18 protein-coding genes are annotated in these 19,888 nt (G+C 72.5%); 13 read left to right on the forward strand and 5 right to left on the reverse strand.

What is annotated here, in order from left to right:
• Positions 1-42 precede the first annotated feature (42 nt).
• A complete protein-coding gene (locus tag ACWCPM_RS28935) occupies positions 43-1,662 on the reverse strand; it encodes an MFS transporter (RefSeq protein WP_450979205.1) in 1,620 nt (539 codons plus the stop codon).
• A 114-nt stretch (positions 1,663-1,776) separates the two neighbouring features.
• On the opposite strand from ACWCPM_RS28935, the gene ACWCPM_RS28940 reads away from it, so the two are divergent.
• From ACWCPM_RS28940 to ACWCPM_RS28950, 3 genes are all read left to right on the forward strand, one after another.
• Complete coding sequence (locus tag ACWCPM_RS28940) at positions 1,777-2,436, forward strand: TetR family transcriptional regulator (protein ID WP_450979206.1); 660 nt, start codon at positions 1,777-1,779, stop codon at positions 2,434-2,436.
• Positions 2,437-2,607: 171 nt separating this feature from the next.
• A complete protein-coding gene (locus ACWCPM_RS28945) occupies positions 2,608-3,825 on the forward strand; it encodes an alpha/beta hydrolase (RefSeq protein WP_450979207.1) in 1,218 nt (405 codons plus the stop codon).
• A 66-nt stretch (positions 3,826-3,891) separates the two neighbouring features.
• Positions 3,892-4,743, forward strand: a complete 852-nt coding sequence (locus ACWCPM_RS28950) for a DUF4429 domain-containing protein (protein WP_450979208.1) — start codon at positions 3,892-3,894, stop codon at positions 4,741-4,743.
• Between the two features lie 258 nt (positions 4,744-5,001).
• Here ACWCPM_RS28950 and ACWCPM_RS28955 read toward each other — a convergent pair whose 3' ends face one another.
• Positions 5,002-5,517: a MerR family transcriptional regulator gene (locus tag ACWCPM_RS28955; protein WP_450979209.1), complete on the reverse strand. Its 516-nt coding sequence runs from the start codon at positions 5,515-5,517 to the stop codon at positions 5,002-5,004.
• A gap of 134 nt (positions 5,518-5,651) precedes the next feature.
• Here ACWCPM_RS28955 and ACWCPM_RS28960 point away from each other — a divergent pair, with 134 nt between their 5' ends.
• Entirely contained in the window at positions 5,652-6,476 is an 825-nt protein-coding gene (locus tag ACWCPM_RS28960) for a serine hydrolase domain-containing protein (RefSeq protein ID WP_450979210.1), read from the forward strand.
• An 11-nt stretch (positions 6,477-6,487) separates the two neighbouring features.
• On the opposite strand, the gene ACWCPM_RS28965 is transcribed toward ACWCPM_RS28960, so the two are convergent.
• Positions 6,488-7,138 carry a pirin family protein gene (locus ACWCPM_RS28965; RefSeq protein ID WP_450979221.1) on the reverse strand — a complete coding sequence of 217 codons (651 nt, stop codon included), beginning with the start codon at positions 7,136-7,138 and terminating at the stop codon, positions 6,488-6,490.
• 448 nt (positions 7,139-7,586) lie between these two features.
• Here ACWCPM_RS28965 and ACWCPM_RS28970 point away from each other — a divergent pair, with 448 nt between their 5' ends.
• The 5 genes from ACWCPM_RS28970 (at position 7,587) to fabF (ending at position 12,515) form a co-directional block, all read left to right on the forward strand.
• On the forward strand, positions 7,587-8,792 hold the full coding sequence (locus ACWCPM_RS28970) for a PucR family transcriptional regulator (protein WP_450979211.1): 1,206 nt from the start codon (positions 7,587-7,589) through the stop codon (positions 8,790-8,792).
• Positions 8,793-8,881: 89 nt separating this feature from the next.
• Positions 8,882-9,793 (forward strand): ACP S-malonyltransferase, encoded by a 912-nt coding sequence (locus tag ACWCPM_RS28975; protein WP_450979212.1) that lies wholly within the window; start codon positions 8,882-8,884, stop codon positions 9,791-9,793.
• Between the two features lie 34 nt (positions 9,794-9,827).
• A complete protein-coding gene (locus tag ACWCPM_RS28980; RefSeq protein ID WP_450979213.1) occupies positions 9,828-10,829 on the forward strand; it encodes a beta-ketoacyl-ACP synthase 3 in 1,002 nt (333 codons plus the stop codon).
• Between the two features lie 81 nt (positions 10,830-10,910).
• Positions 10,911-11,159, forward strand: a complete 249-nt coding sequence (locus ACWCPM_RS28985; RefSeq protein ID WP_181659766.1) for an acyl carrier protein — start codon at positions 10,911-10,913, stop codon at positions 11,157-11,159.
• A gap of 84 nt (positions 11,160-11,243) precedes the next feature.
• The gene (gene fabF, locus ACWCPM_RS28990; protein ID WP_450979214.1) at positions 11,244-12,515 is read left to right on the forward strand and encodes a beta-ketoacyl-ACP synthase II; all 1,272 of its coding nucleotides are present in this window, start codon (positions 11,244-11,246) and stop codon (positions 12,513-12,515) included.
• Between the two features lie 72 nt (positions 12,516-12,587).
• Here the strand turns inward: fabF and ACWCPM_RS28995 are convergent, their stop codons facing one another.
• On the reverse strand, positions 12,588-13,082 hold the full coding sequence (locus ACWCPM_RS28995) for a DUF3145 domain-containing protein (protein ID WP_450979215.1): 495 nt from the start codon (positions 13,080-13,082) through the stop codon (positions 12,588-12,590).
• A 247-nt stretch (positions 13,083-13,329) separates the two neighbouring features.
• On the opposite strand from ACWCPM_RS28995, the gene ACWCPM_RS29000 reads away from it, so the two are divergent.
• Positions 13,330-14,226, forward strand: a complete 897-nt coding sequence (locus ACWCPM_RS29000; RefSeq protein ID WP_450979216.1) for an SGNH/GDSL hydrolase family protein — start codon at positions 13,330-13,332, stop codon at positions 14,224-14,226.
• 9 nt (positions 14,227-14,235) lie between these two features.
• The gene (locus tag ACWCPM_RS29005; RefSeq protein WP_450979217.1) at positions 14,236-15,204 is read left to right on the forward strand and encodes an aldose epimerase family protein; all 969 of its coding nucleotides are present in this window, start codon (positions 14,236-14,238) and stop codon (positions 15,202-15,204) included.
• Between the two features lie 89 nt (positions 15,205-15,293).
• On the opposite strand, the gene ACWCPM_RS29010 is transcribed toward ACWCPM_RS29005, so the two are convergent.
• On the reverse strand, positions 15,294-17,750 hold the full coding sequence (locus tag ACWCPM_RS29010; protein ID WP_450979218.1) for a beta-glucosidase H: 2,457 nt from the start codon (positions 17,748-17,750) through the stop codon (positions 15,294-15,296).
• Between the two features lie 122 nt (positions 17,751-17,872).
• Here ACWCPM_RS29010 and ACWCPM_RS29015 point away from each other — a divergent pair, with 122 nt between their 5' ends.
• Together ACWCPM_RS29015 and ACWCPM_RS29020 are read left to right on the forward strand one after the other, a co-directional pair.
• The gene (locus ACWCPM_RS29015) at positions 17,873-18,448 is read left to right on the forward strand and encodes a TetR/AcrR family transcriptional regulator (RefSeq protein WP_450979219.1); all 576 of its coding nucleotides are present in this window, start codon (positions 17,873-17,875) and stop codon (positions 18,446-18,448) included.
• Positions 18,449-18,544: 96 nt separating this feature from the next.
• Positions 18,545-19,801, forward strand: coding sequence for a pyroglutamyl peptidase (locus ACWCPM_RS29020; protein ID WP_450979220.1), 1,257 nt, complete (start codon positions 18,545-18,547; stop codon positions 19,799-19,801).
• The last annotated feature ends 87 nt before the right edge of the window (positions 19,802-19,888 follow it).

The following is a 19,888-nucleotide window of genomic DNA, read 5'->3' on the forward strand; positions in this document are numbered from 1 at the left end:
GGGAGGCATCCTCCGGAGCGTCACCCTGATAGGTGAGTGTCCTCAGATGTGCGCCGCTCCCGCGCCCGCCTCGGCGTTCTCGCCGCGCTTGGTCAGGAACGCCACCAGCACCGCCACCGCCGCGACGCCGGCCGCGACCAGCGAGGCCAGGCTCATACCGGAGATGAAGGTCTCGTGCGCGACGTCCGTGATCTTCGCGGCGACGGCTTCCGGCGTGCCCGGCGGCACCGGGGCGACACCCTGCTGGACCGCCTCGGCGGCCTGCCCCTGCTGCTCCGGGGTGAGCGGCGGAAGTCCCGCGTCGGTCCAGTTGCCCGGCAGGTCGCCGTCGACCTTCGAGGCCATCACGGCACCCAGCACCGCGGTGCCGAGGCTGCCGCCGATCTGCATCGCCGCCTGCTGAAGACCACCGGCGACTCCGGAGAGCTCCATCGGCGCGTTGCCGACGATGACCTCGGTGGCACCGACCATGACCGGCGCGAGACCGAGGCCCAGCAGGGCGAACCAGAGCGACATGACGGCGCTGCCGGTGCCCTTGTCCAGGGTGGACATGCCGTACATGGCGAGCGCGGTGCAGGCCATGCCGAGGGCCAGCGGCAGCCGCGGGCCCGTCTTGGTGATCATCGCGCCCGCGAGCGGCGAGCCGACGATCATCATGCCGGTGAGCGGAAGCAGGTGCAGGCCGGCGTCCACGGGGCTCAGACCGTGCACGTTCTGCAGATAGAACGTCACGAAGAACAGGCCGCCCATGAAGGCGATGGCCATCAGGACCATGAGGACGACACCCGCGGACAGCGGGACGGAGCGGAACAGGCCCAGCGGGATCAGCGGCTCGCGGACCCGCTTCTCCCAGAGGGCGAAGAGCACGAAGCCCGCCACCGAGACGGCGACGAAGGTCCACGTCCGGCCCGCGCCCCAGCCCCACTCGGGCGCCTTGATCAGGGCCCAGACCAGGCAGAACATCGCACTCGACAGCAGGGCGATGCCCAGCAGGTCGAAGGAGCGCGGGGCGTTCTTCGCGCGGTGGTCGGTGAGGATCAGCGTGCCGAGGACGAGGGCGAGGATGCCCACCGGCACGTTGATGAAGAACACCGACTGCCAGTTGACGTGCTCGACCAGCACACCGCCGAGGATCGGGCCGCCGGCGGTCGAGGCACCGATGACCATGCCCCAGATGCCGATCGCCATGTTGAGCTTCTCGGCCGGGAAGGTCGCCCGCAGCAGACCGAGCGCGGCCGGCATCAGCAGGGCCCCGAACAGGCCCTGGAAGACACGGAAGACGATGACCGCGGCGATGCTGTCGGACAGGCCGATGGCCCCCGAGGCCGCGGCGAAGCCGACCACGCCGATCAGGAACGTCTGCCGGTGGCCGAAGCGGTCACCGAGCTTGCCCGCGGTGATCAGGGAGACCGCGAGGGCGAGGAAGTAGGCGTTGGTGATCCACTGGACCTCGGCCCAACTGGCCTTCAGATCGGTGGCGATGGCCGGGTTGGCGATGGCGACGATGGTGCCGTCGAGGGCCACCATCATGACGCCCACGGCGACGGTGATGAGGGTGAGCCAGGGATGGCCGCGCAGGCCCTTGACCGGCGCCGGGTCCGACGGGGCGGCCGGCGCCCGATCCCCCGGTCCCGTCTTGTCGATGGTGGTCTGACTAGTCATACCTTCGAGACTAATGACAGTCACTGACAGTTGACAAACCAGTTCACAAGTCGGTAACTGTCACGACACTGACATATAGCCTGATCAGGTAGAACAGTTCGCGGGAGAGGCGTCATGGACACGGTCGGCACCACACGGTCAGGGCCGCGGCCGGGCCTGCGCGAACGCAAGAAACAGCTCACTCGGGACGCGCTGCTGCGCGCGGCGGTGGAGCTGTTCACCACACGCGGCTACGACCACACCACCGTCGACGAGATCGCCGCGGCCGTCGACGTCTCGCAGCGGACCTTCTTCCGCTACTTCTCCGGGAAGGAGGACGCCGCCCTCGCCCTGGAGACGATGACGGTGGCGCACTTCGTGGAGGCGGTGCGCGCCCGCCCGCCGCACGAGCCGCCGATGGAGGCGCTGCGCCGCGCGGTGCTCGACGGCTGGGACCGCATCAGCGAGGTCATCGAGGCGGTCGTCCCGGTCGAGCAGTACCTGCGGATGTACCGGGTGATCGAGTCGACGCCCGTCCTGCTCGCGGCGCATCTGCGCCGGTCGGCGGAGACGGAGGAGCAGATGGCGCGGCTGATCGCGGAGCGGGAGGGCCTGGACGTGGACGCCGATCCGCGTCCCCGGGTGGCGGTGGCCGTCTTCGGCGGGGTCATCAGGGTGACCGAACGGCTCTGGAGCACCGGCCCGGACGTCAGCCTGGAGGCGATGCGGTCGCTGACCGCCGCGTACCTCGATCAGGTGGGACCGGTCCTGGCCGGCGACTGGCGCAAGCGCTGAACCGGGCCCGGCGACGGGCGGCCCGGGGACCCGGGCGAACGGGCGGGCACGGACCCGCGCGCAGCGGAGTGCCGAGGTCATCACGCCGCGCGATCAGATGACTTTCGTCAAACGTGATCCGCGACACACGGTTCACGCGAGACCCTCCCGTTCTCCTAGTGTGTCCTCCCAGTGACTTCCTTCGACACCTCCCCCTCACTCAGCGTCTGGCGCGCCCTGCTGGCGCTGGCCGTGGTGTTCGTGATGCTGGCGACCACCGGCTGGACCGCGCTGCGCAACCAGCGGGCGGACACGCCGCTCCAGCTCTCCCTGGCCGCCTGGGAGAGCGGCCGCGTGGACGGACACCGGCTCCCGGACCCGGACGGCGCGCCCGGCCGGCTCGCCGCCTTCTTCGACACGCTCACGGACGGGCAGCACGCCTCGCTGGCCCGCCGCTACCCGCTCGCGGTCGGCAACATGAACGGCGCCCCCGTCGAGCTGCGCTACCGGGCCAACCGCATCGCCCTCGGCCAGGCCCGCACGATCGAGCGCGCACGCATGCACGACGCCCGGCTCAGTCCCGCCGGCCAGCACGAGGCGGGCCGCCGCATGCACCGCTTCGCGGCGCTGATGCACACGGACCGGCACATCCTGGCCTTCGACCCCGGCGGCTCGGGCCGGATCGCCGAGGTGTTCGGCGACCTCGACCGGGCCGAGCGGATCTCCGTCGTCGTGCCCGGCGTCGACACCGACCTGCTCACCTTCCAGCGCACCGACCGCCGCTACGCCGCCCCGGTCGGCATGGCCGAGTCCCTCTACGCCGCCGAGCGCGCCGTCAGCGCCTCGACGCGCACCGCCGTGATCGCCTGGGCCGACTACACCGCGCCCGGCGGACTCGGCATGGAGTCGGCCACCGCGATGCGCGCCGAGGACGGGGCGATCCGGCTGAACGCGCTGGTGCGCGCGCTGCCCGGGAAGGCGCCGGTCTCGCTGTTCTGCCACAGCTACGGCTCCGTGGTCTGCGGGGTCGCCGCGCACGCCCTGCCGGCCCGGGTGTCCGACATAGCGGTGGCCGGAAGTCCCGGGATGCGCGTCACCGACGCCGGGCAACTGCGCACCTCCGCGCACGTATGGGCGATGCGGGACGCCGACGACTGGATCCAGGACGTGCCGTACCTGGAGTTCGGCGGGCTCGGGCACGGGGCCGATCCGATGTCCGCCGCGTTCGGGGCGCGCCTGCTGTCAGCGCGCGGCGCCCAGGGCCACGCCGGATATTTCGAACCGGGCACGGGCAGCCTCGCCAACTTCGCCGAGATCGGGGTCGGCGCGTACCGCGCGGTGGACTGCGCCGACGACACGGGCACGTGCCGGGCGGGTCTGTCCGGCACGTCGACTGCCGGACGCGCGTAGAAGCGCGGGAACCGCGGTCCGCGCGGGGAGGGGACGAAAGAGCGGGTGCCGCATACGATGAGCCGTATGGGTGACGTACTGGCCGGATTTCATGCCACCTGGGAGTTCGAGTCCGACTCCGTGCTCATCCGCTACGAACGGGGGATTCGGGCACCCAAGTTGTTCCAGGCGCTCGGCGAGCGCCGGGTCCCGCTGTCGGCGCTGCAAGGGGTGACGCTCTCGCCCGGACGGCGCGGGACCGTCGTGCTGCGGGCCGAGCCACGCCCGGGGGCCGATCCCCTGATCGAGGCGGCGGCTGGGCAGTTGAAGGACGGCAGCGATCCCTATCGGCTGGTGCTGCCCGCCGAACGGGAGACGCTGGCCGAGTACTACGCGGACGAGCTGCGGGCGCTGCTGACCCCGGCGGGGCCGGCGGACCGGCATCTCGTGGCCGCGCCCGAGCCGCCGTTGCAGTTCAAGGCGTACGACGCGAAGGCGTCGTTCGACGGGACGTCGGTGGTGTTCCGGTGGTTCTGGACGGGGGCGTCGTCGGCGAAGTGGAAGGCCGGGGACCAGAAGTTCGCCGTCGAGGACCTCAGCGGTGTGGAGTGGTGGTCGCCGGAGGTCTTCGAGGGGCATCTACGGCTGCTGCCGCGGGATGCCGGGGAGCAGCCGGCGCAAGCCGACCAGGACCCGGCGGCGGTGGTCTTCGGGCTGGGGTACGGGCCTGTGCACGAGTCGCTGCCGTTCGCCGCCGCGGTGCTGCACGCGGTCCGCTCACGCACGGCCGGATCGGTGACGGCCCCGGTCGCCGCTCCCCGGCGCGATCCCGCGGACATCGCCGAACGGATCCGGCATCTGGGGGAGTTGCACCGGGCCGGGCTGGTCACCGACGAGGAGTTCTCCCGCAAGAAGGCCGAGTTGCTGGCCGAGCTCTGACGGCGGGCGCGGGTCCGCGCGGCTGGTCGCGCGGTTCCCGGGCTCGCCGTTCCCGCCCTGGAGCGGTGCCGCTGTCGGCGGAAGTCGGCGGCGGTGAGGCCGGGTTCGGCGTTCACGAACGAACCGGTGAGGAAGCCGCGCCGGAGCGGGGAGTACGGGACCGGGGCGACTCCCAGGTCACGGTCACGGGCGGCCGGCGCGACGTCCGTCTCGATGCCCCGGCCGAACAGCGACCGCTGCGGCGCTCTCCCCTCCGTGTCACGCGCGCGGCCCCTGCGCGCGGCCCGCGTCGCCGTAGAAGCTGATCTTGCGGTCGAGCACGGCGAGAGTGTCCTGGAGTTCGGCGATCCGTTCCAAAACGTCCCGGCGGGTCGTCTCCAGGAGCTCGCGGCGCTCCTCGTAGGTGCCGTCGCCCGCGCGCACCAGCTCCGCGTACCGCACCATGTCGGCCACCGGCATGCCGGTCAGGCGCAGTTTGCCGACGAGGTCCAGCCAGTCCAGATCGCGGTTGCTGTAACGCCGTTGGCCGGTGTGCGAGCGGTCGATGTGGGACATCAGACCGATCCGCTCGTACCACCGCAGGGTGTGCGCCGACAGGCCGGTGAAGGCGACGACCTCGCTGATCGTGTAGCGGTCCTGGCCGTCGGGCCGGGGATGCCGGCGGGGTGGGGCGGAGCAGATGTCGGTGCGGGTGGCGCCCTCCTCGGGGGACGCTTCCGGGGCCCGTTCCAGGGCCCGCTCGGTGGCTGCTGCCGTGGTCTGCATCACCGTCATGCGTCCCACGCTATGACCTTGGAGTGCGCTCCAGGCAAGCCCGTGCGGAAAGTGGCTCCGGGAAGACGCGGTGCCTCGCCCGGACCCGGGCCCCTTCGTACGGCCGGCGCTCCGAGCGGGACTAAGGTCGGGGCATGTCCTTGGAGAGCTTGGGGTTGATCGACAGCTGGCCGGTGCCCACCGCCGCCGCGGGAGTCGTACGGGCCGACGGCACGGTGCTGGGGGTGCGGGGTCCGGCGGATCGGCGGTTCCCGCTGGCCTCGGTGACCAAGCCGCTGGCCGCGTACGCCGTGCTGGTCGCGTACGAGGAGGGCGCGGTCGACTTCGACGAGCCGGCCGGCCCGCCCGCGTCGACGGTCCGTCATCTGCTGGCGCACACCTCGGGACTGGCCTTCGACGAGCACCGGACGACCGCGCCGCCCGGGGAGCGGCGGCTGTACTCCAACGCCGGGTTCGAGCAGCTCGGGGACCATGTCGCCAAGGCGACCGACATCCCGTTCGGGGAGTATCTGCGCCAGGCCGTGCTGGAGCCGCTGGGCATGACGTCGACGTCCCTGGAGGGCTCTGCGGCGAAGGACGGCGTCTCGACGGTCGAGGACCTGCTGCGGTTCGCCGCCGAGGTCCAGTCGCCGCGTCTGCTCGACCCGCGCACGGTCGCCGAGGCGATGAGCGTGCAGTACCCCGGGACGAAGGGCGTGCTCCCCGGGTACGGGCTCCAGAACCCGAACGACTGGGGTCTCGGCTTCGAGATCCGCGACTCCAAGTCTCCTCACTGGACGGGGGCTTCCTCGTCACCCCGCACGTTCGGGCACTTCGGCCAGTCCGGTACGTTCCTGTGGATCGACCCGGACGCGGAGCTGGCTTGCGTCGCCCTGGCGGACCGGGCCTTCGGGCCCTGGGCGGTCGAGGCGTGGCCGCCGCTCACGGACGCGGTGCTGGCGGAGACCCGGGCGCGCTGACCTGACGGCCGTCAGGTCATCTCCCACACCAGCACCTCCGCCGGTGTCACTCCGGTCACCTCCACGTCCTTCGCGTCCGTGACGCGGGCCGCGTCACCGGGGCCGAGACGCTCGGCGTCCAGTGCGACCTCGCCGTGGACCACGTGGACGTAGACGTGCGGGGCGTCCGGGACCGCCGTGCGTTCGCCCGGCGCCAGGCGCCGCACATGAAGCATCGCGCCGGCCTCCGGGACCGCGTACGGGGTCGCGTCCGCGATGCCGCGGACGATCTCGTACGCCGGGTCACCGCCCGGCGAGAGCGGGGCGAGCCACATCTGCACGAAGGTCAACGGGCCCTCGCCGTCGTTGCGTTCGACGTGCCGGACGCCGGACGCCGCGCTCAGCCGCTGCACGTCACCGGCGCGGACGACCGTCTCGTACCCGGCGGAGTCACGGTGCGTCAGCTCGCCCTCGGCGACCCAGGTGACGATCTCGGTGTGGCTGTGCGGATGCTCGGCGAACCCGGCGCCGACGGCGAGACGTTCCTCGTTGCAGGCGATCAGGGCGCCGAAGCGCAGATTGCCGGGGTCGTAGTGGGGGCCGAAGGAGAAGGCGTGCCGGGACTCGATCCCGGCCCCCGCGTCGCCCCCGGGGTAGCGCTCGCCGGCGCGCCGTACGTCCATCACGGACACCACGGTAGCCCCGCGAGGAGCGGCCACGAACCGCACCGCGCGGCGCCGCGGCACACCACCGCACCCCCTCCCGACACCGCCGCCAAGCCACACCGTCCGACGCCCCGCCACCCACCGCTCCCCTCCCGGCACCGCCGACGAACGACACCGTCCGACGCCCCGCCACCCCACCGCACCCACCGCACGGCCGGCCGGTCGGCCGGCCGCGAGCCGCACCCCCGGCGTGATCCGCTCCGGGAGACCGGGACCGGTCGCGGAACCGGTCCCCCGGCGCGGCGGGCACCCCGCCGGAATGGCCGCCGCCGGGCCCGCCCGGACCCTCCCGGAACCCGCCGGGCACCCCCGCTCGGCGCGCCCCGCGTACGCCGGAGCCCGCGCCCGAGTCCCTCATGCCCACCCGGCGCCACGTGCCCGCGTCCGGATAAGGCAGTCTTGTCCCGTGCCCGAACCCGAAACCAGCAACCCCCGGACCGCCTCCCACGGCGTGCATCCGCACTCCGCGACCCTGAAGCGGCTGGAGCGGTCCTCCGGCAGTCTCGCCGCCCAGGCCATCGCGCGGATGGACGAGACGCTGCCGTGGTACCGGGCCATGCCCCCGGAGAACCGTTCCTGGATCGGGCTGGTCGCACAGGCCGGTATCGCCGCGTTCACCGAGTGGTTCCGGCACCCGGACGCCCCGCAGGCGATCTCCACGGATGTCTTCGGAACCGCTCCGCGGGAGCTGACCAGGGCGATCACGCTGCGCCAGACCGTGGAGATGGTGCGCACCACCATCGAGGTCATGGAGAGCGCGATCGACGAGGTCGCCGCCCCCGGCGACGAGTGGACCCTGCGGGAGGCGCTGCTGGTCTACGCCCGGGAGATCGCCTTCGCCACCGCCCAGGTGTACGCGCAGGCCGCCGAGGCGCGCGGCGCCTGGGACGCGCGGCTGGAGTCGCTGGTCGTGAACGCCGTGCTGAGCGGCGAGGCGGACGAGGGCGCGGTGTCGCGGGCGGCGGCGCTGGGCTGGAACGCCCCGGAGCATGTGTGCGTGGTGCTGGGCACGGCACCCGAGGGTGACTCCGAGCTGACCGTGGAGGCCATCCGGCGCGCGGCACGGCATGCCAAGCTCCAGGTGCTGACCGGGGTGCTCGGCGACCGGCTCGTCGTCATCGCGGGCGGCATCGACAACCCGCTCGCCGTCGCCAAGTCGCTGATCGGGCCCTTCGCCGCGGGTCCGGTGGTGGCCGGGCCGATCGTGCCCGACCTGCTGGCCGCGACCCGCTCCGCGCAGGCCGCCGCCGCGGGCCTGAAGGCGTGTTCCGCCTGGCAGGACGCGCCCCGCCCGGTGCTGGCGGACGACCTGCTGCCGGAGCGCGCGATCGCCGCGGACCCGAGCGCGCGTGAGCAGTTGGTGGAGGAGATCTACAGACCGCTGGAGGAAGCCGGCTCCGCGCTCCTGGAGACGCTCAGCGTCTATCTGGAACAGGCGAGCAGCCTCGAAGGCGCCGCCCGGATGCTCTTCGTCCATCCCAACACCGTGCGCTACCGGCTTCGACGTGTGACTGACGTCACCGGATGGTCGCCATCCGATGTACGTTCAGCGTTCACCCTGCGCATCGCGCTGATCCTGGGGCGTCTGGCCGACGGGGATCTCCACCCCTAGGCTTTTGTCGGGGGCCCACAAAACCCCCTGCCGTTCTTCGTTCTTGTCCCCACGGGCGGCCGTGCCCGGAACCAAGAGAGAGTGTGAGAGTGCTCGTACTCGTCGCTCCCGGCCAGGGCGCTCAGACGCCCGGCTTCCTGACCCCTTGGCTCGAACTGCCCGGTGCCGCCGACCTGGTCGCCTCCTGGTCGGACGCCATCGGACTGGACCTCGCCCACTTCGGCACCCAGGCCGACGCGGACGAGATCCGCGACACCGCCGTGGCGCAGCCGCTGCTCGTCGCCGCCGGGATCCTCTCGGCCGCGGCACTCGGTGACATCTCGCCGGGCGCGGTGGCGGGCCACAGCGTCGGTGAGTTCACCGCCGCCGCCTTCGCCGGTGTCCTCGACGACACCACCGCGCTGACCCTCGTGCGCAAGCGGGGCCTGGCCATGGCGGAGGCCGCAGCGGTCACCCGGACCGGGATGTCGGCGCTGCTCGGCGGCGACCCCGAGATCACCGTGCCGCACCTGGAGAAGCTGGGCCTGACCCCGGCGAACGTCAACGGTGCCGGGCAGATCGTGGCCGCGGGCACTCTGGAGCAGCTCGCCGCGCTGAACGAGGACAAGCCGGAGGGGGTGCGCAAGGTCGTCCCGCTGAAGGTGGCCGGCGCGTTCCACACCCGGCACATGGCACCGGCCGTCGACAAGCTGGCCGCCGCGGCCCGGGAGCTGACGCCCTCCGACCCGAAGCTGACGTACGTGTCGAACTGCGACGGCCGCACGGTGTCGACCGGCGCCGGGATCGTCGAGCGGCTGGTCGGCCAGGTCGCGAACCCGGTCCGCTGGGACCTGTGCATGCAGACCTTCCAGGAGCTGGGCGTCACCGCCCTGCTGGAGGTGTGCCCCGGCGGCACCCTGACGGGTCTCGCCAAGCGCGCCCTGCCCGGTGTGAAGACGCTGGCCCTGAAGACCCCCGACGACATCGACGCGGCCCGCGAGCTCATCGCCGAGCACGTCTGACGCCCTGCTGACGCCTTAAGGAGCCGACTGCAACATGTCGAAGATCAAGCCCAGCAAGGGTGCCCCGTACGCGCGGATTCTCGGCGTGGGCGGCTACCGGCCCACCCGGGTCGTGCCGAACGAGGTGATCCTCGAGACGATCGACTCGTCCGACGAGTGGATCCGTTCGCGCTCCGGCATCGAGACCCGTCACTGGGCGAACGACGAGGAGACCGTCGCCGCGATGTCGATCGAGGCGTCGGGCAAGGCGATCGCCGACGCCGGGATCACGGCCGAGCAGGTCGGCGCGGTGATCGTCTCGACCGTCACGCACTTCAAGCAGACCCCGGCCGTCGCCACCGAGATCGCCGACAAGCTGGGCACGGCCAAGGCCGCGGCCTTCGACATCTCGGCGGGCTGCGCGGGCTTCGGCTACGGCCTGACCCTCGCCAAGGGCCTGATCGTCGAGGGCAGCGCCGAGTACGTGCTGGTGATCGGCGTCGAGCGGCTGAGCGACCTGACCGACCTGGAGGACCGCGCGACGGCCTTCCTGTTCGGCGACGGCGCCGGCGCGGTCGTCGTCGGGCCGTCGGCGGAGCCGGCGATCGGCCCCACGGTGTGGGGCTCCGAGGGCGACAAGTCCGAGACCATCAAGCAGACCACGCCGTGGACGGACTACCGGGCCGGCGAGGTCGAGCGGTTCCCCGCCATCACGCAGGAGGGCCAGGCGGTGTTCCGCTGGGCCGTCTTCGAGATGGCGAAGATCGCGCAGCAGGCGCTGGAAGTGTCCGGCATCAGCCCGGACGAACTGGACGTCTTCATTCCGCACCAGGCCAACGAGCGGATCATCGACTCGATGGTGAAGACACTCAAGCTGCCGGAGTCGGTCACGGTCGCCCGTGACGTCCGTACCACCGGCAACACCTCGGCCGCCTCGATCCCGCTCGCGATGGAGCGGCTCCTGGCGACCGGCGAGGCGAAGAGCGGCGACACCGCGCTCGTCATCGGATTCGGGGCGGGTCTCGCCTACGCAGCGACGGTCGTTACTCTCCCCTAGTCACTCCGTGCCGGATCTTGCCGATACGGCACGGAAGCAGCACCGCCACACCCTCTGGAACACTACGAAGGAGCGCCTGACATGGCCGCCACTCAGGAAGAGATCGTCGCCGGTCTCGCGGAGATCGTGAACGAGATCGCCGGGATCCCCACCGAGGACGTCCAGCTGGACAAGTCCTTCACCGACGACCTGGACGTCGACTCGCTGTCCATGGTCGAGGTCGTCGTCGCCGCCGAAGAGCGCTTCGACGTGAAGATCCCGGACGACGACGTCAAGAACCTCAAGACCGTCGGCGACGCGACCGAGTACATCCTCAAGCACCAGGCCTAAAGGCCCCTTGGGCCGGGTGTCCCCGGCCCCGCCACCCGGCGGTGGCGCCGCTGAATCCTCGTATCCGTTGGAGAAAGAATTCCCGTGAGCCCGACCAATCGCACCGTGGTCGTCACCGGTATCGGCGCAACCACACCGCTGGGTGGCGACGCAGCCTCGACCTGGGAGGGCCTGGTCGCCGGACGTTCCGGCGTCAAGCCCCTGGAGCAGGAGTGGGCCGCCGACCAGGCGGTCCGTATCGCCGCGCCGGTCGCGGTGGAGCCCACCGAGTCCATCCCGCGGCCGCAGGCCCGCCGTCTGGACCGCTCGGCGCAGTTCGCGCTGATCGCCGCGCAGGAGGCGTGGGCCGACGCCGGCTTCACGGCCAGGGCCGGCGAGGACACCGCGGTCGACCCGGACCGGCTCGGCGCGGTCGTCGCCTCCGGCATCGGCGGCGTGACGACGCTGCTCGACCAGTACGACGTGCTCAAGGAGAAGGGCGTACGCCGCGTCTCCCCGCACACCGTCCCCATGCTGATGCCGAACGGCCCCTCCGCGAACGTGGGCCTTGCCGTGGGCGCCCGGGCGGGCGTGCACACCCCGGTCTCCGCGTGCGCGTCCGGCGCCGAGGCCATCGGCTACGCCATCGAGATGATCCGCTCCGGCCGCGCCGACGTCGTCGTCGCCGGTGGCACGGAGGCGGCGATCCATCCGCTGCCGATCGCCGCGTTCGGCAACATGATGGCGATGTCCAAGAACAACGACGACCCGCAGGGCGCCTCGCGTCCCTACGACGTCGCCCGCGACGGCTTCGTCCTAGGTGAGGGCGCCGGTGTCGTCGTCCTGGAGTCCGCCGAGCACGCCGCGAAGCGGGGCGCCCGGGTGTACGCCGAGGCGGTCGGCCAGGGCATCTCCGCCGACAGCCACGACATCGTGCAGCCGGAGCCCGAGGGCCGCGGTATCGCGCACGCCCTGCAGAACCTGCTCGACCGGACCGACCTGGACCCGGCCGAGATCATGCACGTCAACGCGCACGCCACGTCGACGCCGGCCGGTGACATCGCCGAGCTGAAGGCGCTGCGGAAGGTGTTCGGTGACGACGCCGACCACATGGCGGTGTCCGCGACCAAGTCGATGACCGGGCATCTGCTGGGTGGTGCCGGCGGTGTCGAGACGGTCGCCACCGTGCTCGCGCTGTACCACCGGGTGGCTCCGCCGACCATCAACGTCGAGAACCTCGACCCCGAGGCCGAGGCGAACGCCGACGTGGTGCGGGGCGAGGCGCGCAAGCTGCCCGTCGAGGGGCGGATCGCGGCGCTGAACGACTCGTTCGGATTCGGCGGCCACAATGTGGTGCTGGCGTTCCGGACGGTCTGATCCCTTTCTTGCGGCGACGGCCCGAACTCCTTGTCAGGAGTTCGGGCCGTCGCCGTTTCGCATGGGGGCGTCTCAGACCACCTGGTGGAGCCAGCGGACCGGGGCGCCCTCGCCCGCGTAGCGGAAGGGCTCCAACTCGTCGTCCCAGGGCTTGCCGAGGAGCTTGGCGATCTCCGCCTCCAGGTCCGTCTCGCCCTGCCGGCCGCGCACCAGGGCGGCGCGCAGGCGGTCCTCGGGGATGAGGATGTCGCCGTGGATACCGGTGACGGCGTGGAAGATGCCGAGGTCGGGGGTGCAGCTGTAGCGCTCGCCCTCGGCGGTGGGGCAGGGCTCGGCGGTCACCTCGAAGCGGAGCATCTGCCAGCCGCGCAGGGCCGAGGCGAGTTTCGACGCCGTGCCCGGCTCGCCCCGCCAGGAGAACTCCGAGCGCCAGGTGCCGGGCGCGGCCGGTTGCCGGATCCAGTCGAGGTTGACGCGTGTGCCGAGCACCCCGGCGACGGCCCACTCGACGTGCGGGCACAGCGCGCGCGGCGCGGAGTGCACGTACAGGACTCCACGTGTCGTCACCGGGACCTCCGGGCTGAGCGGGCGTGTTGCGGCTGGCAGGGCGATCGTGGCCGGTCGGCCTCGTTGATGGCGAGGCTACCGTGCGGCGGCGCAAGGAGTGTGACGTACCGTCGGTCCCACGGCCCGGAAACTCCCGCCATTCACCCATGGGGACGCTTGTACGGGCGTATCCCGTTGCCCAGCGCGCGGGCGGGGGCCCTCCCGGTTGTCATGGAGGGGAGAGGGAGAGCGAGGGGGAAGGCGGACGATGCGGAAGGGCGGACAGCGGGTGCGAGTACGGGCGGCGGTGGCGGTGCTCACGGCGGCCGTGGTGGGACTGACCGGCTGCGGCGTGGTGGGCGGCGACCCACCGGACGAGGCGGGTCTCGGCCGCCAGCGGAAAGCGGCTCCGACGGTGGTGTGGGACACGAGTCCCGCCTCGATCGCGGCCGTCGGTGACTCCATCACCCGGGGTTTCAACACGTGCCTGGTGCTGTCGGACTGCCCCGAGGTGTCCTGGGCCACCGGCAGCAGTCCGGAGGTGAGGAGTCTCGCCGTACGGGTGCTGGGCACCTCACGGGTGGCCACGCACAGCTGGAACCACGCGGAGAGCGGGACCATGATGTCGGACCTGCCGGAGCAGATGGAGCGGGCGGCGGCGCGCGGACCGGAACTGGTGACGGTGATGACGGGGGCGAACGACGCCTGCCGTTCCTCGACCTCGGCGATGACACCGGTCGGCGAGTTCCGCGCCGACTTCCAGGACGCGATGCGCACCCTGCGCAAGGCCCTGCCCAAGGCTCAGGTCTATGTGGCGAGCATCCCGAACCTGATGCGGCTGTGGTCCGAGGGTCGTACGAACCCGCTCGGCAAGCAGGTGTGGAAGCTGGGCATCTGCCCGTCCATGCTGGGCGACGCGGACGCCCTGGACGCGGCGGCCAACGCGCGGCGCGCGACGGTGCAGCAGCGCGTCGTGAACTACAACGAGGTCCTGGCGGAGGTCTGCCGGGCGGACGCCCGCTGCCGCTACGACGACGGCGCGGTCTACGAGTACCGGTTCGGCACGGCGCAGTTGAGCCGCTGGGACTGGTTCCACCCGAGCACCGACGGTCAGGCACGGCTGGCCGAGATCGCCTATCAGAAGGTCACCGGCCACAAGCCTTAAAGTTCGCTCATGAGCAAACACTTCGGAACACTTTCCGACGGCACGGCCGTGCATCGCTGGACCCTGGAGCGCGCGGGCGTACGGGTGCGGGTGCTGTCGTACGGCGGGATCGTGCAGTCGGTCGAGCTGCCGGACCGGGACGGGCGGACGGCGGACGTGGTGCTCGGGTTCGCCGGGCTGGAGGGCTATCTGGAGCACCCGGGGCCGTACTTGGGCGCCCTGGTCGGGCGGTACGCCAACAGGATCGCCGGCGGCCGCTTCCCGCTCGACGGACTGACGTACGCCCTCGCGCAGAACGACGGGCCGAACTCGCTGCACGGCGGTGAGCGCGGCTTCGACAAGCGGGTGTGGGACGTCACCCCGGTCGAGCACGGTCTGCGCCTCAGCCGGGTCAGCGGGCACGGCGAGGAGGGCTTCCCGGGGCGGCTGGAGGTCTCGGCGACCTATCTGCTCGACGACGACGGCGCGCTGCGGATCGCCTACGAGGCGGTCACCGACGCTCCGACCGTGGTGAACCTCACGAACCACACGTACTGGAACCTCGGCGGGTCCGGCGACGCGGGCGGGCACGAGCTGCGGATCGCCGCCGGGCGCTACACGCCCATGGACGGCGACGCGATCCCGACCGGGACCGCCCCGGTCGAGGGGACCCGCTTCGACTTCCGGGCGGCCCGCAAGACCGGGTCCGGCTACGACCACAACTTCGTCCTCGACAAGGGCGTGACCGGTACGCCCGTCGAGGTGGCGGAGCTGTCCGACCCGGCGTCCGGGCGGGTGCTGACGGTGGCGACCACCGAGCCCGGGATCCAGCTGTACACCGGCGAGCACCTGAGCGGGCCGTTCGCGCCGGGGGACGGTGTCGCTCTGGAGACCCAGCACTTCCCGGACTCGCCGAACCGCCCGGAGTTCCCGAGCACCGAGCTGCGGCCGGGTCAGGTGTTCCGCTCGGAGACGGTGTACGGCTTCTCGGCGCGCTGAGACGCCGGTGCCGCGAGGACGTCCCCTGAGCCCCGGCCCGGATGTCAGGTCCCGGACCGGGGCTGCTCGGTGGGACGAATCGCCCTGGATCAGACAGTAGCCGTCAGAGTGATCCTGCGGTCGGCGATCGAACGACCTGCCTGGATCTCGTACGAACCCTTCACAAAAGACCACGCGCCGGCCGCCTCGTCCCAGATCTCGAACGTCCGGCGCGGAAGCTCGACCACGGCCTCGGCGCTCTCCCCCGGCGCCGCCTCGACGACCGCGAAGCCGGCCAGCCAGCGCGCCGGGCGTTCGGCGCCCGCTCCGGCGCCGGGACCGGCCGGGGCGACGTAGACCTGCACGGTCTCGCGGCCGGGGCGCTCGCCGGTGTTGCGCACGCGCACCTTCACCGTCATGCCGTCGATCTCCAGGGACTCGTAGGCCCATCCGGTGTAGCCGAGGCCGTGGCCGAAGGGGTACGTCGGTGTCCTGCCCGCCCTCTCCCAGGCGCGGTAGCCGATGAAGACGCCCTCGGCGTAGTGGAGTTCGCCGTCGGTCGGGGCGACCTCGGTGACCGGGGCGTCCGCCAGCGGGCCCCAGGTGGTGGGCAGCCGGCCGCCCGGCTCGTGCGCCCCCGTGAGCACGTCGGCCAGGGCGGCGCCGCCCTCCTGGCCGGGGAACCAGGTCAGCAGCACCGCCGCCACCTCGTCGCGCCAGGGCAGTTCCACCGGGGAGCCGGCGTTGACGACCACGACCGTGCGCGGGTTGGCGGCCGCGACGGCGCGGACCAGGTCGTCCTGCCGGCCGGGCAGGCGCAGGTCGGCGCGGTCGAAGCCCTCGGACTCGACGCGATCGGTGGTGGCGACCACCACGACGGCCGTGTCCGCGGCGCCCGCGGCCCGGGCGGCCTCCGCGATCAGCTCGTCGGGATCGCGCAGGGGCTCCTGGTGGGCGAGGGCGAAGGTGACGACCTTCATGGGCACGCCGTCCGGGAGGTCGATGACATGGGTGAGGGAGACCTCGACCGGCTCGCCCGCGGTGAGTTCGGCCCGGGCGCGCGGGACGGGGGCTCCGAAGAAGGCGGCGAAGGGGTCGCCGTCGTGCGCGGGGCGCTGGACGCCGTCGTAGTGGGTGGTGCCGTCGACGGTGAGGGTGAAGGCGCCCACACCCTTCAGGCCGAAGGTGTGCGTGCCGGTCCCGCGCGGGGTGAAGGTGCCGGTCAGTTCGACGGTGCGCAGCCGGTCGGGGCTGACACCCTCGGGCAGGTCGGTGCCCATCCAGTGGATCTGGCCGTCGGGGGCGAAGGCCGTGCCGATGGTCTCGCCGTCCGCGTCGCGGCAGATCGCGCGCAGCGTGAAGCCCTTTGCGGCGACGGACAGTTCGGTGTTGGGGTCGGCGCCGACGGCGTAGTGCAGCGCGCCCTCGGGCAGGGCGGCGGTGAGGCCGTCGAGCGGGGAGACCACGTGGTCGGGGAAGACGGTGGCGGAGCCGCCGCCGAGCACCCGGGCGTCGCGGGCGGCGGCGCCGATCAGGGCCACCCTGCCGGGCCGCAGGGGCAGGACGCCGCCCTCGTTGCGGACCAGGACGAAGGACCGGCGGGCGATCTCCCGGGCCAGGGCCGTGCCGTCGACGGGGGCCGGGAGCTCGGTGACGGCCGGGGCGGCGCCGTCCAGGACGCCTGCCCGGGCGGCCAGGCGCAGGACGTTGCGCACGGCCTCGTCGACCTTGGCCTCGTCCACCCGGCCGTCCCGTACGGCGCGTGCGAGGGCGTCGCCGTAGACGGTCCGGGGGCCGGGCATGGCGATGTCGAGGCCGCCCTCGACGGCGCCGGTGGTGGAGCGGGCGGCGGTCCAGTCGGAGACGTTGGCGCCGTCGAAGCCCCATTCGCCGCGCAGGACCTCGTTCACGAGGTGGTGGTGCTCGGTCATGGTCGTGCCGTTGACCGAGTTGTAGGCGGTCATGATCCCCCAGGGGCGGGCGCTCTCGACGATCGCCTCGAAGGGGGCCAGGTAGAGCTCGCGCAGGGCACGCGCGCCGACGACGTTGTCCACCGTGAAGCGGTCGGTCTCGGCGTCGTTGGCGACGAAGTGCTTGACGGTGGTGCCCACGCCGCCGGACTGCACCCCCTGGACGTAACCGCCGCCGATCCGGCCGGTGAGGTACGGGTCCTCGCTGTACGCCTCGAAGTGGCGGCCGCCGAGCGGGGAGCGGTGCAGGTTGACCGTGGGGGCCAGCAGGACGTGGACGCCCTTGCGCCGGGCCTCCTGGGCGAGCAGGACGCCCGCCCGGCGGGCCAGGGCGGGGTCCCAGGTGGCGGCGAGCGCGGTGGGCGAGGGCAGGGCGACGGACGGGTCCTGGGCGGTCCAGTGCACCCCGCGTACGCCGACGGGGCCGTCGGACATGACGAGGGAGCCGAGGCCGATCTCGGGGAGGGCGGGCAGGGTCCAGGAGTCCTGGCCTGACAGGAGGCGCGCCTTGGCGTCGAGGTCCAGCTTGCCCAGGGCGGCCTCGACGGCTGCCTCACGGGCCTGGTCGGCCGGGGTGGTGCGCGGGGATCCCGCCATGGGAGGTGTCTCCTCGTCGAAGTCCGTGCGGTGGCTGCTGTCCGTGCGGTCCCTCCATCGTGCATCTGCGACCTGGCAGTCGGTAGGTTTTGTTATCTTTCTGTTATTTTCACGGGGCGCGCATGTCGTACCGTGACCCCATGAGCGCGCGGGTCAGGAGCGAGGAACGGCGGGCCGAGATCGTCCGGGCCGCCCTGGAGGTGATCGCCGAGCGCGGTTACCGGGGCGCGAGCCTTGCCGCCGTGGCGGAGCGGGTGGGGCTGACCCAGCAGGGGCTGCTGCACCACTTCCCGAGCAAGGACGCGCTGCTCGTCGCCGTGCTGGAGGAGCGGGACCAGTGGGACGCCGTGCCGGACGACCGGTGGCGCCTGGAACTGGTGGCGTCGCTGGTGGAGTACAACGCGATGCGGCCCGCCATCGTGCAGACCTTCTCCGCGCTGCTCGGCGAGAGCGTCACCGAGGGGCATCCGGCGCGGGCCTACTTCACGGAGCGCTACGCCCGGGTGCGGGAGAGCATGACGTCCGTGCTGCGCGCCGAGTACGGCGAGCGGCTGCCGAACGGGCTGACGCCGGAGCGCACCGCGCCGCTGCTGGTGGCGGTGATGGACGGGCTGCAGTACCAGTGGCTGCTGGACCCCGAGTCGGTGGACATGCCGGGGGCGTTCCGGGACTTCCTGGCGCTGCTGGGCGAGGAATGACGCCCGTCGCGTCACCCGCCATGGCGTAGCCCCCTTCCGTCACGGGATACTGCGGCCGTCCCCGCACCCCACTGCGACGGAAGGACCCCAAGTCCCTTGAATTCCCTACGTGTTCGTGTCGGCCTGCTCGGACTCGCCCTGACGGCCGGGCTCGCGGCCCCCGGCACCGCCTCGGCAGGACCCGCTGCCACCGTCACCGTCGAGGAGCAGCGACTGGAGCGGGCCGCCCCTCAGGAGATCCTGCGGCGGTCCGGATTCGACACGGTGGCGCCCGGGTTCGCCGAGGCCCTGAACGGGGCCCGGACCTACGGGCAGGCCCACCGGACCGTCGCACGGGAAGGTGCGGCGCTGTGGCGGCGGGCGGTGGAACGCGCGCAGGGGCGCGGACCGGCCGCGGGCGACCTCAGCCGGGACGACGACCGGCCGCTGTACTGGGCGCGGCTCGGGATGACGCGGGAACTGCGGGGCTGGGAACCCGCGTTCGGGCTCGACGAACGGCGGCGGACGGCGCTGCTGGACGCGCTGGAGCGGTCCTCCCGCGGGCAGGGCGACATCGCCCACCCCGCACGCGGCAAGGGCATGAAGCGGGTCCTGGTCACCGGGTTCGACCCGTTCACCCTGGACCGGGACATACGGATCTCGAACCCCTCCGGCGCCACCGCGCTGGCACTGGACGGCACGGTGATCCGGACGGCGGACGGGCCGGCGCGGGTGGAGACCGCCGTGTTCCCGGTGCGCTGGCGGGACTTCACCGAAGGAACCGTGGAGCGGACGCTGCGGCCGCACCTGCCGAAGGTCGATCTCTTCGCGACGGTGAGTCAGGGCCGGGTCGGGCGCTTCGACGTCGAGCGGACCAACGGGGCCTGGCGGGGCGGCTTCGCGGACAACGAGAACGTCGGCCTGGCGGAGACCGTGCCGGTCACCGACCCCGCCTCGCAGCCGCAGTGGACGTCGACGACGCTGCCGTACGCGGCGATCGTGGCCGCCGGCACCGGCCGCTTCCCCGTGTACGACAACACCTCCGTGACCGAGATCCCGGCGGGCGGCACCCAGGCCGTCGTACGGCCGGACGGGCCGACGCCCGGGTCGACGGCGCGCGCCGGGGGCGGCGGGGACTACCTGTCCAACGAGATCGCCTACCGCGCGACGCTGCTGCGGGACCGGCTGGGGCTGCACGGCAGGCTGCCGGGCGGGCATGTGCACACGCCGGTGCTGCAGTTCGCCGCGGGCAACACCACGGAGGTCACCGACCCCGAGTTCGTCCGCAACCGGCTCGACATCGTCGCGCAGGTCCGGGCGATCGTGACCGCCGCCGTCGAGGCTAGTGCCGCGTCAGTCAAGGTTCGCCCGTGAGGAGCGGCGTCGTGGGGGCCCCTCCCGCTCGAGCGAAGCCGAGAGTGGGGGAGCGTGCTCTCGGCGTGCCGGCCGGAAGCCCTCGTA

Source organism: Streptomyces sp. NPDC002309, from assembly GCF_053593375.1.